Origin of the sequence: Rhizobacter sp. OV335, assembly GCF_900142965.1 — a bacterium.
GTDB lineage: Bacteria > Pseudomonadota > Gammaproteobacteria > Burkholderiales > Burkholderiaceae_C > Rhizobacter.
This window is the reverse complement of record NZ_FRCQ01000055.1, coordinates 1-15417: the sequence shown is the minus strand read 5'-3', so window position 1 is coordinate 15417 and position 15417 is coordinate 1. Positions and strand designations below refer to the sequence as shown.

General features: G+C 66.1%; 12 protein-coding genes and 1 pseudogene. 7 read left to right on the top strand and 6 right to left on the bottom strand.

Going from position 1 to position 15417, the window contains the following annotated elements; all coding sequences use genetic code 11:
- Window positions 1-828, bottom strand: a pseudogene (locus BUE42_RS30875) (hypothetical protein); the annotation flags it as partial.
- 98 nt (window positions 829-926) lie between these two features.
- Between BUE42_RS30875 and BUE42_RS34230 the strand changes: the two are divergent.
- On the top strand, window positions 927-1217 hold the full coding sequence (locus tag BUE42_RS34230; protein WP_159445527.1) for a hypothetical protein: 291 nt from the start codon (window positions 927-929) through the stop codon (window positions 1215-1217).
- A gap of 195 nt (window positions 1218-1412) precedes the next feature.
- Here BUE42_RS34230 and BUE42_RS30865 read toward each other — a convergent pair whose 3' ends face one another.
- Window positions 1413-4421 carry a winged helix-turn-helix domain-containing protein gene (locus BUE42_RS30865; protein WP_073469265.1) on the bottom strand — a complete coding sequence of 1003 codons (3009 nt, stop codon included), beginning with the start codon at window positions 4419-4421 and terminating at the stop codon, window positions 1413-1415.
- 530 nt (window positions 4422-4951) lie between these two features.
- On the opposite strand from BUE42_RS30865, the gene BUE42_RS30860 reads away from it, so the two are divergent.
- Together BUE42_RS30860 and BUE42_RS30855 are read left to right on the top strand one after the other, a co-directional pair.
- Window positions 4952-6241, top strand: a complete 1290-nt coding sequence (locus BUE42_RS30860) for an ATP-binding protein (protein WP_073469263.1) — start codon at window positions 4952-4954, stop codon at window positions 6239-6241.
- Entirely contained in the window at window positions 6238-7668 is a 1431-nt protein-coding gene (locus BUE42_RS30855; RefSeq protein ID WP_073469261.1) for an ATP-binding protein, read from the top strand. The genes BUE42_RS30860 and BUE42_RS30855 overlap by 4 nt, the downstream gene beginning before the upstream one ends.
- A gap of 37 nt (window positions 7669-7705) precedes the next feature.
- Here BUE42_RS30855 and BUE42_RS30850 read toward each other — a convergent pair whose 3' ends face one another.
- Window positions 7706-8833, bottom strand: a complete 1128-nt coding sequence (locus tag BUE42_RS30850) for an Ig-like domain-containing protein (protein WP_143171870.1) — start codon at window positions 8831-8833, stop codon at window positions 7706-7708.
- A 20-nt stretch (window positions 8834-8853) separates the two neighbouring features.
- Window positions 8854-9255: a hypothetical protein gene (locus BUE42_RS30845; protein WP_073469272.1), complete on the bottom strand. Its 402-nt coding sequence runs from the start codon at window positions 9253-9255 to the stop codon at window positions 8854-8856.
- 265 nt (window positions 9256-9520) lie between these two features.
- Here BUE42_RS30845 and BUE42_RS30840 point away from each other — a divergent pair, with 265 nt between their 5' ends.
- From BUE42_RS30840 to BUE42_RS30830, 3 genes are read left to right on the top strand one after another with little or no spacing between them, the layout of a single operon-like run.
- On the top strand, window positions 9521-10447 hold the full coding sequence (locus BUE42_RS30840; RefSeq protein ID WP_073469259.1) for a LysR family transcriptional regulator: 927 nt from the start codon (window positions 9521-9523) through the stop codon (window positions 10445-10447).
- A 33-nt stretch (window positions 10448-10480) separates the two neighbouring features.
- Complete coding sequence (locus BUE42_RS30835; RefSeq protein WP_073469258.1) at window positions 10481-11248, top strand: alpha/beta hydrolase; 768 nt, start codon at window positions 10481-10483, stop codon at window positions 11246-11248.
- Window positions 11245-11874, top strand: coding sequence for an NAD(P)-dependent oxidoreductase (locus BUE42_RS30830; RefSeq protein ID WP_073469257.1), 630 nt, complete (start codon window positions 11245-11247; stop codon window positions 11872-11874). The genes BUE42_RS30835 and BUE42_RS30830 overlap by 4 nt, the downstream gene beginning before the upstream one ends.
- Before the next feature lie 114 nt (window positions 11875-11988).
- Here BUE42_RS30830 and BUE42_RS30825 read toward each other — a convergent pair whose 3' ends face one another.
- Entirely contained in the window at window positions 11989-13002 is a 1014-nt protein-coding gene (locus BUE42_RS30825) for a LysR family transcriptional regulator (protein WP_235002724.1), read from the bottom strand.
- On the opposite strand from BUE42_RS30825, the gene BUE42_RS30820 reads away from it, so the two are divergent.
- Window positions 13001-14227, top strand: coding sequence for an MFS transporter (locus BUE42_RS30820; RefSeq protein ID WP_073469254.1), 1227 nt, complete (start codon window positions 13001-13003; stop codon window positions 14225-14227). The genes BUE42_RS30825 and BUE42_RS30820 overlap by 2 nt on opposite strands.
- Window positions 14228-14810: 583 nt before the next feature.
- Here BUE42_RS30820 and BUE42_RS30810 read toward each other — a convergent pair.
- Window positions 14811-15417, bottom strand: a 607-nt coding sequence (locus BUE42_RS30810) for an IS256 family transposase (protein ID WP_143171869.1), incomplete at its 5' end; no start/stop codon positions are given.

Below are 15417 nucleotides of genomic sequence, written 5' to 3'. Positions count from 1 at the left end.
GTGGTTGTCCCGATAGTGCTTCGGTGTTCCGCCGGGGGTCGTCGAGGGCACGCCCATGGGGGTCTGCCAGTACAGGATCGGCAGGCCGCCCAGGTGGCTGCGCACGATGCTCCAATCGTTGATGCCCTGGTTGAAATTCGGTGTGGTGACGTTGTTCTCGTCCAGGTAGAACGGGCCGGGGCCGCGATTCGCACAATTTGGCACGGGGTTCGGGTCTTCAAAGCAACCTGCATCGCGATCGCTCGTCTGCGCCACGATGAAGTCGGCCTTGTCTGCACCGAGTTTGGCCATGAAGGTGCCGGTGGCGTCTGGATCCCCCGACCACAACGACGGGGGAAAGCCCATCCTCGCCTTGGGCGCGTACGTCCGCCCGAGCGTCAACAGGCAACCGACGACGCCGACGGCGGTATCCGGTTGGCTGGCGCATTCCGGCACCGTGCTCACGCGCGCCGGCAACTTCGCCGGGTCACCGCCGGGTGCACCGCCCTGGGCGAAGCCCCAGAAGTCAGGCTCGAGGTTGACCAGGGTGGGGCGGCCGGTCTCGGCGATCTTCTGGTACATCAACTTGACTTGCGCCCAGTAGGCGGCCATGAACGGCGCGTCGTTGATGACGGTGACGTCGCCACCCCGCAGGGAAGGCATCTGGAACAGGGTGAACATCGGCACGGCGCCCATGGCCGCGACGTCGTTGGAGAAGACCGTGATGACGCCACCGTCCGGATAGTTGTATTGCCATTGAGGCCATGCGTTACCGCCGCCAGCGTTGAAACCCGTGACCGCCACGAGATAGGTATCGATGATGTCCGGAGCGATCTGCTGGGCCTTCATGTCCGCGAAAGTACTGGCCGCGCCGAGGCCCACGAGGAGCCGGCTGGGCTTGCCGAGGGCGGTCGTGATCGAAGGGGCGGGCGCAGGCGCTGGAGCCGGTGCCGGTGCCGGTGCCGGTGCCGGTGCCGGTGCCGGTGCCGGTGCGGGCGCAGGTGCAGGTGCAGGTGCAGGTGCAGGTGCAGGTGCAGGTGCAGGTGCAGGTGCAGGTGCAGGTGCAGGTGCAGGTGCGGGTGCGGGTGCGGGTGCGGGTGCCGGCGCTGGTGCAGAGCCAACGGGTGGCGCTGGGGTGCTTGAGTCTTTGCCGCCCCCGCAGGCTGATAGCACCAGTGCGCACAGCAGTGCGCTTGTTGCAGTGGCACGTGTCGGGCGTTGGCTTGGCATCATCGTGAAGCTCCTGTTGCGTCAAAGTTCGGTGCGTAGACGTCGTTCGACGTGCCACGCTCTCAATTACCGGCGCGATTGTGTGGAGCGCGACATGGGCGCGATTGATGAAACTGTGACGACCGACGAAAGCCACGTGCAGCGTTGGCGCGGCGAGACGCCATGCAACAGGATGCAAATTCACCCCGAATCGCGCCGGGCGATCAAGGCGTGGACGTGCTCGTCGAATGCGCGCCGTCCAGCGCGCCGCGGTCGGCCTCGATGCGCGCTTTGAGGTCCGCCGCCAGGTAGTGGTCGGGATCCTGGTCGAGGACCACGTCCAGCACATGCAGTGCTTCGCTCCGACGGTGTTCTTCGGCGGCGCGCGATGCGAGGTCGAACATCCGCGCCATCCACTCACTCTCGTCCACGGCTTGGGCGTTCCCCTGCGCGGTGCCGGTATGCAGCTGAAGCAGCCGTGCGGCCAGCCGCCGGCCGAGTGTCGTCGGCGACCGGTCGTGCATGCTCCCTTCGATCCGAGACGCGGGCGACAGCAACACATACTCCAGCGTCAAGGTTTCCATGTGGCGCGCCAGTCGGGCGAAGAGGACGTGCACGCCGGGGCTGCGGGTGCCGATCGCGGCCGCAATGGCCTCTGGCGTCGAGGCCGTGGCGGCATCGACGCCCGCTTGCACCTCCGCGGCGGACATGCGCTTCAGCATCGAGTGCACAGCCAGGGTGTAGCCGAGAACTTCCAGGGGGTACGCGAGATCTCGATCCGCGACGCCGGCGCTCGAGTCTCCGCCCGCCAGCGGCAGGACAGCCAGCGGATGCTCTCGGATCCCGTGCAAGTCCGACAGGAGCGTCGCGGCGGTGTCTTCTTCGGGGGCTGCAGGCGCATCGGCCACCAGCCCGTAGCCTTTGCCGGAGACGGTCTTGATCCGCACCGCGTGCGTCTTGCTCCGTCGCATCACCTGGCGAATCCTGGCGATCGCCTGCGCAATCACTTCCGGCGATGCGTCTGCCTGGCGCCACACGGTGTCGAGGAGTTCGTCCTGCGTCACCAGGCGATGACGATTGCGGTACAGGTGCAAGAGCACGTCGAACGGCTTTGGCGCGAGCGTCTGGCGCCGCCCATCGACCCACAATTCCCGGCGTTCCGCATCGAGCATGCAGTGGGCGAAGCGGTACTCCCGAAGCATCGCGTCATTGGGCGGCGCCATCGGCACAGGGCGCTCGCGCTGCGCCTCGCTGGGCGGTGCCGCCGACAGCTCCTGTCCCAGCCGTCGGAACAAGGGCAGTGCAGCCGGCGCGGTTGCGAGCCGTGCAAGCAGCGACCGGGTCTCCGGTTCCTGTTGGCGCCGTCGTGCCAGCAACGCGCGCGGGTAGAGGAGGTTCGCGGTGGTGTTCTCGTCCTGCAGATGGGCTTGCGCGTCTGCGCGGTCCAGCTCGGCCTCTGCAAGTGGAAGGCGCCCGCTGCGCACGAGGGCCTCCACGAGCCAGGGGAACAGGGGCGCCTCGGCCGCGCGGTTGCCGTGGCGACGGCACTCGGCCGCCGCCCGCAAAAAACAGTCGGCCGCCTCGTCGACGCGCCCAGCCGCCATGGCGGCATGACCATGGGCCTGCCAGAGGTAGCCGTTGTTTTGCACCCGATCCGGCTGGGGCAGCAGGGACAGCAGCTCAGCGGCGGCGTCTGGACGGCCTTGCTGGCGATGGAGCAGGCAGTGGATGTTGACGACGGTGGTCAACAGGATCATGTTGGCCTCGATCGCCAGCGCAGTCGCGGTCGCCTCTTCCGCACACTCTCGCGCCTCGTCCAGCCGGTCCGCGTAAAGCAGTTCGCCCGCGAGATTGAGGCACACGCTTGCAAGCGCTGTCGTGGCATTGAGCCTGCGGGCCGCGTGGGCGAGCTTTCTGTTCCATCGGATGGACTTCTCTGCATGGCCAGACAGTGAGCTCATGATCGCCCGGAGCCACAGCACGTTCAGCAGTCCCCAGTGGCTGCCGATGCCCGTGAAGATCGTCTGGGCCTCGTTCAGACGTGTCGCTACGGAATGGAGCTCGCCGAGGCGGCACTCGACGGATGCCAGCAGCGTCAGGGTGTACCCCTGCCAGTGCGGCGGCATGCAGACGCGGCCCAACACGAGGCCGTGCTCCAAACTCTGCGCCGCGTCGCGCAACCGGCCTCTCGCGTGGTACAGCGTCCCGAAGTACTGCTGCACTTGCGCTTCAAGGCACTGGTCCTGGTTGCGTCTGGCGGCCTCCAGCAGGCGCGCCCCGCAGACCAGCCCATCGTCGCTGCCGCAGATCGCCTGAGTACGCAGAAGTTCCAGATCGAGGCGCGGAAACCCCGGGTCGAGGTGCTGCAGAAGCGCAAGTGCCCGCAGCGCGGCTGGATGCCGGTTCATCGCAGCAGAGTGCTTGGCCCGTGCGAACAACTCGATGGACAGCAGCGAGCAACCGCTCAACTCGTGGCCGTGGTGCTCGCCGACGCCCAGCAGTGCGTGCCGCAGGGCCTCAATGGCGGGAAGCACGAGCCCTGCGGGAGCAGCGGCGCGGATTGAAATGACGGTCTTCTTGTCGCGGTCATGGACGTGGAGATCGAGCGCGAGTTCGGATCCTGCAAGCGTCAATGAACCGACCACGGCATAGCGCGCACCGGCCGCGCGCAACATCTGCAGCATCCGTGGGTCTTCCTGCGGCCATGACGTCTCCAGTGAGTGTGCGTCCTGAACCTGGATGCGTCCGTCGATCGACAGGCCGTGCGCGATGCAGGCCACCAGGCCGTGCGCCGCCCACTGCAGGCTCGGGCGCCTGGTGTGATTGCGCAACGGGCCGATGATCAACGAGGGCACGCCGTCGCGCAACGAGCCAGGCGTCGCCCGCTCCGGGGACGACGCCGATGCCGGTGCCGATGGCACGTCGAACATGTAGCCGACACGCGGGATCGAGCGGATGATCGGTTGCGGCCCGTCGTCCCCGATGGCCAGCCGTGCCGCACGGATCGCCTGGCGCAGCGCGGCATCGGATACCGCGCCGTCTGGACTCAGCGCGGCCAGCAGTTCCTCCTTCGTCACCACTCGATGGCGGAAGCGGGCCAGTTTCTCCAGCACGCGCCATGCCCGCGGCTCGACCTTCACCGGTTCTCCGTGGCGGAGCACGCGCCGTCCGAGCAGGTCGAGCGAACCGCCGGGCAGTGTGATGAGAAGCTCGCTCACGGCGTCGACGCGCACCGGCCGCTGCTTCGCACCGCAGTCGGCAACAGCGCGGCAAATCGGGACGTGGTGAGGGACAGGCGTTGCATCGGCGGCATGCGATCTTGCGCTTCCGCGCCACTGTGGACTCTCGGCCCGCCGGCGCGGCGCGCCGACCTGGGCCTCGGCAGAAGGCGCACAAGTGTGAATTGTTGCCCAGAAGCGCATCGGTGGACCTTGTCACGCGGTGCGTCACAAGTTCATCAAGAATGCCCGCCGACGCTCGCTGACACTGCGGCGGCCACGTCCAAGGTCCCGTCTGCGCGTTCACGGTGGCCGAATTGGCGCGGCTTCGCCGCGTTCTTCGTGTGAATGGAGCGGCCGCGTCCGGTAGAACATGTCGCCACAGAAGGCACGTGCAGTGCCGGGGAGCCATTGATGTTCTGCGCCAGCCATTCCATTCCCTGCGAAGATTGTTCGCATTGCCGGAAGACTGTGTCGGGGATGCGTACGACGGTGTTGGACCACCTGCATGCTCTTACGCTTCGTGACATCGCAGGGGTTCATCCGTGACGGCAGCGCCCGAGCAGTTCCCTGCGGGCGTCGATGAGCGCGACCTGCTGCGGGCACTGTTGGACAACTCACCGGATCACATCTATTTCAAGGACAGGCAGTCCCGCTTCATCAAATCGAGTGCGGCACAGGCACTCCAGTTCGGGATGGCGACACCAGACGGGTTGGTCGGAAAATCGGATTTCGACGTCTTTTCCGACGCGCACGCACGGCCGGCCTTCGAGGACGAGCAGGCGATCATCCGCACCGGCCTGCCGATGGTCGGCAAGATCGAGCGCGAGACCTGGATGGACGGGCGGCCCGACACCTGGGCATTGACCACGAAGATGCCGCTGCGCAACCGCGATGGCGAGATCATCGGTACCTTCGGCATCACCAAGGACATCTCCGACCTGAAGGAAGCCGAGCGCCGCATCGGCGAGGTGCACCGGCAGCTGGTCGAAGCTTCGCGCCTGGCCGGCATGGCTGAGATTGCCACGAACGTGCTGCACAACGTCGGCAACGTGCTCAACAGCGTCAACATCTCCGCCGGCCTGATCGTTGATCGGCTTCGCGCCTCCAAGCTCAAGGGGCTGGCGCGTGCGGTCGGCCTGATGGACGAGCATGCCGGCGACCTGGGCGACTTCCTCATGCGCGACACCCGCGGCAAGCTGCTGCCCGGCTATCTGCGCGAACTGGCGCAGGCTCTGGAGGCCGAGCAAACGGCCATCGCCGAAGAGCTCGGCCTGCTCGCCAGGAGCGTCGATCACATCAAGGAGGTCGTGGCGACCCAGCAGTCGTATGCGGGCGCATCGCGCGTCGTCGAGTCCCTGAAGGTCGACGAACTGCTGGACGATGCGTTGCGCATGAACGTCAGCTCCCTGACCCGTCACAAGGTCGAGGTCGTGAAGCAGGTTCCCGACCTGCCTGCCTTGACCCTGGACCGGCACCGCTTGCTGCAGATCCTGGTGAACCTGATCAGCAATGCCAAGCACGCGATGCGCGGAGCGCCCCCTGACCACAGCGCGTGCATCACGTTGGGCGCCGCGCTGCTGGAAGGCGCTGGAGGGCGAGTGCTGCGCATCACGGTGGCCGACAACGGCGAAGGCATTGCACCCGAGAACCTGGTGCGCGTCTTCGTCCATGGCTTCACCACGCGCAGCAACGGCCACGGCTTCGGCCTGCACAGCTGTGCCTTGGCGGCCCGAGAGATGGGCGGGACGCTGAGCGCGCACAGCGAGGGTGCGGGGCAAGGCGCCACGTTCGTGCTGGACGTCCCGATCGACCCGCAGGAGGGCGATCGATGACACGCGAGCAGAACCGGCGGATCCTGCTGGTCGACGACATGCCGGCGATCCACGAGGACTTTCGCAAGATCCTCGTGCCGCCAGCGGTGCACGCGCGACTCGATGCCGCCGAGACGGCGCTGTTCGGAGACGAACCGCCGGCGGTGGTGAGCGTGTTCGAGCTCGATTCGGCCTACCAGGGGCAGGAGGCGGTGGGCCAGGTGGAGGCGTCGCTGGCCGCGGGCCGACCCTATGCACTGGCTTTCGTGGACATGCGCATGCCGCCGGGTTGGGACGGCGTGCAGACGATCGAGCGCCTGTGGCAGATTGATCCGCGGCTTCAGGTTGTCATCTGCACCGCTTACGCCGACACCTCGTGGGACGAGGTGCTGGCGACACTCGACGTGCGGGACCGGCTGTTGATCCTCAAGAAGCCCTTCGACGCGATCGAGGTGCGCCAACTGGCGAACATGCTGACCGCCAAGTGGCAGATGACGCAGGACGCAGCGGCGCAGCTCACGCGGCTGGAAGACGCCGTGGCGGAACGTACGCGCGAGATCACGAGCAGCAATGAGGCGCTGCAGGCGGAGGTGGCCGAGCGCAAGCATTTGCAGGGGCAGCTGGTGCAATCGGAGAAGCTCGCCTCGATCGGCCAGCTGGCGGCAGGCGTGGCGCACGAGATCAACAACCCGATCGGCTACATCTTCTCCAATTTCGGCACGTTGGAAGACTACCTCGGCAAGTTGTTCGAGATGCTGGCAGCCTACGAGGCCGCCGAAGGCCATATCGGCCCTTCCGACGTCGCTGCGAGGCTGCGCAAGCTGCGCGATGCGGTCGAGCTGGAATTCCTGAAGGAAGACATCCCGGTGCTGATGCGCGAGTCCCGGCAAGGCATCGTACGGGTGCGCCAGATCGTGCAGGACCTCAAGGATTTCTCGCGCGTGGACTCCACGCAGGATTTCCAGTTGGCGGATCTGCACCAGGGCATCGATTCGACGCTGAACGTGGTCGCCAACGAGGTCAAGTACAAGGCGGACCTGATCAAGGAATACGGCGTGATTCCAGACATCGAGTGTCTGCCGTCGCAAATCAACCAGGTCGTGATGAACCTGGTGGTCAACGCGGCCCAGGCGATGGGCGAGGAGCGCGGTCGCATCATGATCCGCACCGGGGTCGAGGCCGATGCCGGGCACGTCTGGCTGGAGGTGGCCGACACCGGCTCGGGCATCCCGCCGGACACGCTCAAGCGCATCTTCGAGCCCTTCTTCACCACCAAACCGGTCGGCAAGGGAACGGGCCTCGGGCTTTCGCTGTCGTACGGGATCGTGCAGAAGCATCACGGACGCATCGACGTCGAAAGCGTGCTGAACCAAGGCACCACGTTTCGGGTGACGCTGCCGGTGCGTCGACCGGCGACACCGGTTGAGATGAGGGCGGTGAGCGCCTGAGGCGCTGCCAATACCGAGGCCCGGTGCCGGACACGGCTCAGGGACGGCTCAGCAGCAGCAGGTATTTGCTGTCGACGTCATCCAGCTGCGCCGGGGGCGCCGTGACGCGGATGCATATCTCCTGCGGGCTGTCGCCACTGGTGTAGGCCACGGACTTGACCGCAGCCGGGGTCGAGCTGGCCAAGCTGTTGCCGGCCGCATCCGTCAGCGACAGGCCGATGAACTGGTAGCCGTTGGTGCGCATGTCCACCCGAAGGCTGGTGTGAGCTGGCAGGTTGAGCCTGTAGTAGTCGCTGTGCGGGAGGGGGAAGTTCCCGCTGGCCGACTCGCTGACTTCGGTCTGGCCCACGATCTGCCGCACATGGTCGGCTATCGCCGTGGCCAGACCCGGTTCGTCGTTGGATTCGACTTCGCCGATGCCTGCGCCCGAGTCCACGTCGAAGGCCACCGGAGCCGAGTCGACGTTCACGTCAAACCCATTGGCGTCGCGGGTGCGCACCCGGGCCACCACGCTGTGGCGGCCGTCGGCCAGCCCGCGCACGTCGAAGGCCAGGAACTGCACGCCACCGTCAGCGCCCCGAGAGAGGCCCACGGATTGGCCATCCACGAAGAAATCCACGCGGTGGACGTTGAGGATGTTCTTGACGGCGGAGAACCGGACCAGCCCGAAATTGCCGTCCACGCTGGCGGTGACGGTGGGCGGCTCCGGGGGAGTGCTGCTGCGCTGGGCCACGAAGCTGACCGCGCTGGAATCCTTGCTGTTGCCGGCCGCGTCGCGGGCTCGCGCAACCACGCTGTGCGTGCCGTCGGCGATCAAGTTGATCGAGATCGGCAGCGAGAACGTGCCCTCGTTGGGGGTGGTGGAGATGGTGCCTTCCAGCGCATCGCCATCCATCAGAAACACGACCTCGGTCACGCCCACGTTGTCGGAAGCCGTGGCGGTGAAGGTGACGGCGTCGCTGCCCACGTTCACGCTCGCGGACACCGTGGGTGCCGCGGTGTCCGGCACCGGAGCGGGGGCCGGGGCAGGTGCGCCCAGGCCCGGTGGGGGCGAGGCCGCCTCGCCACCGTCTCCCCCGCCGCACGCGCTCAGCAGCACGCACAGAACGCCGGACCAGAGTTGTTGCTGGCGGGATTTCAGAAGAGGATGACGGATCGTTGGCATAGTGTGATCTCTGCGTCCACTCAGTCAACGTTGAGCCATCGGGCCGCGGCATCGGCGGTGTCCGGTGGGGAGGTGTTGAAGGCGATGGATGCCTGGCGTGCTGTCTTGTGCACGGAGTTGACGAGTCGCTCGAAAAGCAGCAGGCTTTTGGGGGGGATGCGGAGGCCTCCGCCGATCACGACGCAGTCGTAGGAGACGGTGGAGAGTTGCTGCTCCAGCACAGTTGTCGCGGACTCGTCGGGGCGCACGAGACAGAGGTCGGCATACCAGCCGCGGTCTGCCATCTGCTTCATGCCGAGGGCGATGCCGGCATTGATCTTGGCGGCGTCGAAACCGGGCGGCAATGCCGGATCCGAGAAGTCGACCGTCTCAGGTTGCTGGCCCACGAACAGTACCTTCTTCGCCTCTTGGGATTTGCTCATCTTCATCTCCTGGTTGTTGATCGGGTTGCAGGGTTGGCCATGGCCACGATGTGCCGTCCGGTCCTTCTTTCGCGGGTGCCGCCAAGGTGATATGACAAACTCATTGAAGCGCGATCAGCCCCGGCAGTCTGCCAGACGGCGCACATGGCAGCGGGAACACGGTGTTCCCGTGGCGGGACAGTCGCTTGTTTACGATTGAGGCTCCCCGCAGAGGTATCCGGCCCTCAAGCGGCCCTCGCTGTTCACTTTGAGCCAATCCTTCGACATGCTGGACCTGAACGACTTGCGCTTGTTTGAGAAAGTCGCGACGCTGCGGAGTTTCTCAGCGGCCGGGCGGGTGCTGAATGTCCCCAAATCGAGCGTGAGTCGGGGGGTTGCTCACCTCGAGGCGGCCTTGGGAATCCGCCTCGTCCAGCGTACGAATCGCGACGTGCAATTGACGGAAGCCGGCGTCGCATTGCATGAGCGGTGCGTGAATCTGCTCGCGCGTATCAATGAAACGATCGATGTTGTCAGCGGAATGGGCGGCAACCCGCGCGGTCAGCTGCGGATCAGTGTTGGAATCGGCTTCGGGTACAACGTGCTGTCCGATCTGCTGCCGGAGTTCCTGGAGCGCTACCCCGATGTCAATGTGGCGCTGGAGCTGACCAGTCGAACCGTTGACCTGATCGCTGAGAGCGTCGACGTCACGGTGCGCATCGGACCGATGACCGACTCGCAACTCATCGCAGTCGGGCTCGGGACGATACGGCGCTACCTTTGCGCCGCCCCCGCATATCTCGCACGGCGCGGCTCGCCCCAAGCGCTTGACGAGATCCAGACGCACCACGCCATCGAGATGCCGGGTCTCGACGGGAGGCCGCGGCCCTGGATCTTCAAAGGACCCGGCAGCGAGGAGAAGAGATTCGAATTCAAGCCGCGTCTGAGCATCAACGATCCTCTGTTGATTCACCGCCAAGTGGTTGCCGGCGTCGGCCTGGGGTGCCTGTCGGGCTACCTGTGTGCGCCCGATATCAAGGCCGGACGACTTGTTCACTTGTTTCCGGAATGGACTCTTCCGCCGGTGGAGGTCAGCGTGGTCTTCCCGAGCAGCCGAGAGTTGTCGCCGACCGTGAGGGCTTTCGTGGAGTTCCTGAGAAGCGCTTCGGCGCCAGGCAAGTCTTGGCAGGACGATTCGATGGCGACTCCGTAGGCCCAGCGGAAAAATCACTGAAGGAGCATTGTCTTGACGACGATTCATCACTCGATCCATCCCGAGGACCGCGAGGTCATGGTCGGGATGCGCGAGCAGGTAGCGCCCATGAAGGGGAGCATCACCGGGCCCGAGGCCAGACCGCTCTTTGATTCGATGATGCTGCACGTCGCGGCGGCCCCGGGCGTGACGTACGAGACCGCCACGGTGGGAGGTTTCGATGGCGCGTGGTGCAGGCCCGTCGACGCGGCAGACGCGTCGGCGGCCATCCTCTACTTTCACGGCGGCGCCTACGTGATCGGGTCCGCACAGGCGTACCGGAACTTTGTGGGGCAAGTCGTGGCCCGGACCAAGACTGCCGCGTTCGTGCCGGAATACGGGCTTGCGCCCGAGCGCCCGTTTCCGGCTGCCGTTGACGACGCACGCGCCGCCTACGCGGGATTGCCCCGTGCGGAGGCGGATCCGCTCCTGACACGGGACTCGCTGGCGACGACGGCGCGCCTCTACCTCGGCGAGCACAGCGCCCGAGATCCGCTCGCGTCGCCACTGCACGGCAATCTCGCGGACCTGCCGCCGGTACTGATTCACGTTGGCGAAGACGAGATCCTCCTCGATGATTCCCGCCGGTACGCCGACCGCGTCCACGGCCAAGGTGGATGGTGCGAAGTGCATGTGTGGGAGGGGATGGTGCATGTTTTCCAGTCCTACCTCGAACTGTTGCGCGCCGGCAAGGAGTCGCTGAAAGCCATCTCCGAGTTCCTCGAACATCAGCTTCACACGAAGCAAAAGGTTTCCACATGAAGGTACTACTCTTGGGTGCGACCGGCGGCACGGGTCGCGAGATCGTCAAGCGAGCCACCGCGAAGGGGCATTCGGTCGTGGCGGTGGTTCGATCGATTGCCAAGGTGGGCGATCTGGGCGGCGCGACACTCGTTCAAGGAGATGCCCGCGACGAGGCGCTTCTCGCTCGGGCACTTGAAGGCTGCACGGGCGTCATCAGTTCGATCGGTACCTCGGTGAGCCCTTTCAAGGAAGTCACGCTTCTGTCGACCGTCACCAGAAGCCTTGTCAAGGAGATGACCCGGCAAGGCGTTCGACGCCTGGTTTGCATCACCGGCCTGGGCGCCGGCGACAGCCGGGGGCACGGTGGATTCGTTTTCGACAACATCATCATGCCGCTGCTCTTGCGCAAGGTGTACGACGACAAGAACAGGCAGGAGGACTTGGTTCGGGCCAGCGGGCTGGACTGGGTACTCGTTCGCCCGGTGGTTCTCAACGACAAAGCTGGCACGGGCAAGGTGCGAGCAGATACGGACCTGTCGGGCATCCACGGAGGATCGATTGCGCGAGCCGATGTGGCGCAGTTTGTGGTGGATCAGCTGACCGAAGACCGTTGGCTTCACCACGCTCCCCTGATCAGGGAATAGTGCGCTCGATCGCGTGCGCAGAGCTCATGTGCGTGGCGACTGATGAAGTGACGTGGCGCAATCCACGGCGCCGAACCGGGCATGGCGATGGTCAGCCGTCGGCCTGCTGGCACATCAAGGGCCATGCGCTGACGCAGCAAATTCGATCAGCCGGTCATGCAGCCAGCGAATCGCCGGATCGACGTGGTTGCGCGCATGCCAGGCCATGTGCAAGGTGAAACCCTGCGCCTTGAAGGGCAGCTCGAAGGTGTCGAGGTGATCTGAGAAGCGCGCCGCCAGCCGGCTCGGCACGGTGCACACCAAATCGGTATGGCGCAGCAGTTCCGGCACGAGCGTGAACTGCTGAACCGACAATGCCACCGTGCGCTGACGGCCCAGCTTCGCCAGGTGCTCGTCCATGAACCCGTGAAAGCTGCCTCCCGAGGTCGAGACCAGCACATGGTTCAGCCGGCAGTAGCCGTCCAGGTCCAGTGCCCCGGTGCCCCGCGGATGCCCCTTTCGCTGCGCGAACACGAAGCGCTCGGCCAGCAGTTCGCGCGCTTTCATCGCCGGCGGCACCATGCGTTCGGAGCCGATCAGCAGGTCGATCGCGCCGGACTCCATCTGCTGCGCGATGCTCGCGGCCTCGGGCGCATGAAACGCGATCCGCACGCCCGGCCCCGCGGACTGCCAGACCGCTTCGACCAGTGGCAGCCCCAGTGCCGCGATCGCGTTGTCGCTGGCCGCGATGTGGAACGCCCGCTCGTCGGCCGCCGGATCGAAGACCGGTGCGCCGCGCACCAGCGCCTCGATGTCCTTCAGCAAGCCACCCAGCGCTGGCGCCAGCGCCAACGCGCGGGCCGTGGCCACCATCCCGCGGCCTGAATCGGCCGGGATCAGCAACGGATCGCCGAACCCGGTGCGCAGCCGCGCGAGCTGCGCCGACATCGTCGATTGCGACAGGTGCAGGCGCTGGGCCGCATGCGTCACGTTACGGGTCTCGATCAGCACCGCCAGCGATCTGAGCAGGTTCAGATCCACCCCATTCAAATCGACCACGTCGATGTCTCGTATTGATTGAATCGACTTCAAAGATATCAGGGTCCTGTCTAGAGTTCCAGCCATCCACTCACGCAAGAGCCCCGACATGCAAGCCTCTGTTTCCCCCAGCAGCCACCCCGGCCGTGCGCTCGCGGCGCTGAGCGCGGCCTACTTCATCCTGGGCACCGGGTCCCTCGCCGTGATCGGCCTGATCGAGCCGATTGCGGCGCAGTGGCAGGTCAGCCACGCCGCCGTGGCGCAGCTGGTCACGGTCTTCGCGCTGGCCTTCGCCGTGCTGGCGCCAGCGGTTCAGGTCGCTGCGGCCCGGCTGCCCCGCCGCACGCTGATCGTCGCCGGCCTGTTGACGATGGCCATTGGCCTCCTCGGCACCGCGCTGGCCTCCAACCTGGCCGCAGCGATCGTGTTGCGCGTGCTCACCGCAGGCGGTGCCGCGGCCGTGGGGCCGGTGGCCTCGTCGCTGGCCAGCAGCCTGGTGCCAGCCGACCGGCAGGCGAAGGCCCTGTCCACCGTGTTTGCCGGCATGACCATCGCGACGGTCGTCGGCGTGCCGCTGTCGGCTTGGCTCGGGCAGTTGCTCTCGTGGCCTTGGGTGTTCGTGATTCTGGCCGGCGCAGCAGCGCTTTGCGCAGTCGCCGTTCGCTACGGGGTTGCCGATGCCTCGGCGGGCGCCGTCGTGCGGACGCATGACCTGCTGGCCGTCGTGCTGCGTCCGGCCAGCGGCTGGGCCTTCGGTGCCACCTTGGGGCAGATGGCCGCGCAATTCGCGACCTACACCTTGATCGCGGTCGTCTTGCGCGGGCGCTTCAACGCCTCGCCGGCCCAGGTGTCCGCCGCACTGATGGTGTTCGGCGTCGGTGGCGTCGCAGCCAATGTGCTGATCGGCTGCATCGGCGACAAGCTGTCGACCGAGACGCTGATCCGCGGCTCGCTGGCGGCACTGGCCGCAGTGTTTGCAGCGCTGCGGATCGCACCGACCCATATGCTTGTTGCGTTCGTGTTGTTGACAGCCTGGTCCCTGGTGGCCACGCTGTTCATGGTTCCGCAGCAGAAGCGCCTGATCGCGCTCGCCCCGGACCAGCGCGGGCTGCTGCTGGCGGTCAATGCCTCGGCGCTGTACCTCGGCATGTCACTCGGCACCCTCATCGGCTCGGCAGCGCACGAGTGGCTGGGCGTGCGCACCTTGCCCCTGGCGTCACTCGCCCTGGTCGGCCTGGCGGCACTGAGCCACCTGCTGTCCGTGCGGGCTGCACGGCACGCATCATCGGCAACCGGTGCCCCCGCGATTTCGATCCCCGCGGCGCGCTGCCCTTGAGCGCAGCGCCGTCATCTGCCGCCGGCATTCATTCGAAGTCCCATGGGCGGCTGCGCACGCTCCCGCCTGGCTCGGCAAGCGGTCGTCCAAGCAGCATCACCACGCCGGCGAACGGCCGCTCACGGACGATGCGGCGAACATACACTGTCGGCGGCAAGCTGTCCTTCGCCAGTGACCGCTCTCGGGCCACCTTCCCACCGCCGATGCTCTTTGCATCAGACAGAATGGTTTGGCGGCACCATACAGGGCGCACAAGAACTGCATGGAGAGCGCACAGATGGAGGATCGGTTTACGTGGTCACGTGGCGTCACCTGCTGGCTCGGCGGCATCGCCGTTCTCGGGTTGATAGCAGTCGTTGCCGAGGGCCGAGATGGACTGATGCCGGGCGGTCGGCTTCTCTTTCTCGGGGCTGGCATGGTTTGGATGGGTGGAGTCATTGGCAGCGCACGGACGGGAAGTTGGTTCACGTGGCAAGAGAAAGTCACTCCGACCCATTTCGAGGCGGTCATGGGGAGTGTCTGAATTTTTGTGTTCAAGGCGCTCGGAGACTTCTCCATCGAAGTGGAGAAGTCGGTGGTGATGTTACGCGGCAGGCTTGGTGAATCGGTCCGCGTAGAGGATGGCGAATTGGTTCATGGCCTCCTTCCAGTTGTGAGCGGCGCGGCCCCAGTCGGCGGTGATGTTGCGCAGGGCCAGCCAGATCAACTTGGTCGCTGCGTCGTCGCTGGGGAAGTGCCCGCGGGACTTGATGATCTTGCGCAGCTGCGCGTTGATGCTCTCGATCGCATTGGTCGTGTAGATCACGCGACGCACCGCCGGCGGGAACGCAAAGAACGGGATGACGCGATCCCAGGCGCGGCGCCAGGCCGCCGTGACGGTGGGGAACTTCTGTCCCCACGGGCCCTGCTCGAAGGCATCCAGCGCGGCCAGTGCCGCCTCGGCGCTGACGGCCGTGTAGACCGGCTTGATCGCCGCTGCCAGCACCTTGCGGTCCTTCCAGCTCGCGTAGTCCAGGCTGTTGCGGATCAGGTGCACGATGCATGTCTGCAGCGTCGTGGCCGGGAACACGGCGGCCAGCGCCTCGGGCATGCCCTTCAGGCCATCGGTGACGGCGATCAGGATGTCGGCGACGCCGCGCGTCTTCAGGTCGTTGAACACCTTCATCCAGAACTTGGCGCCCTCGGTGCCC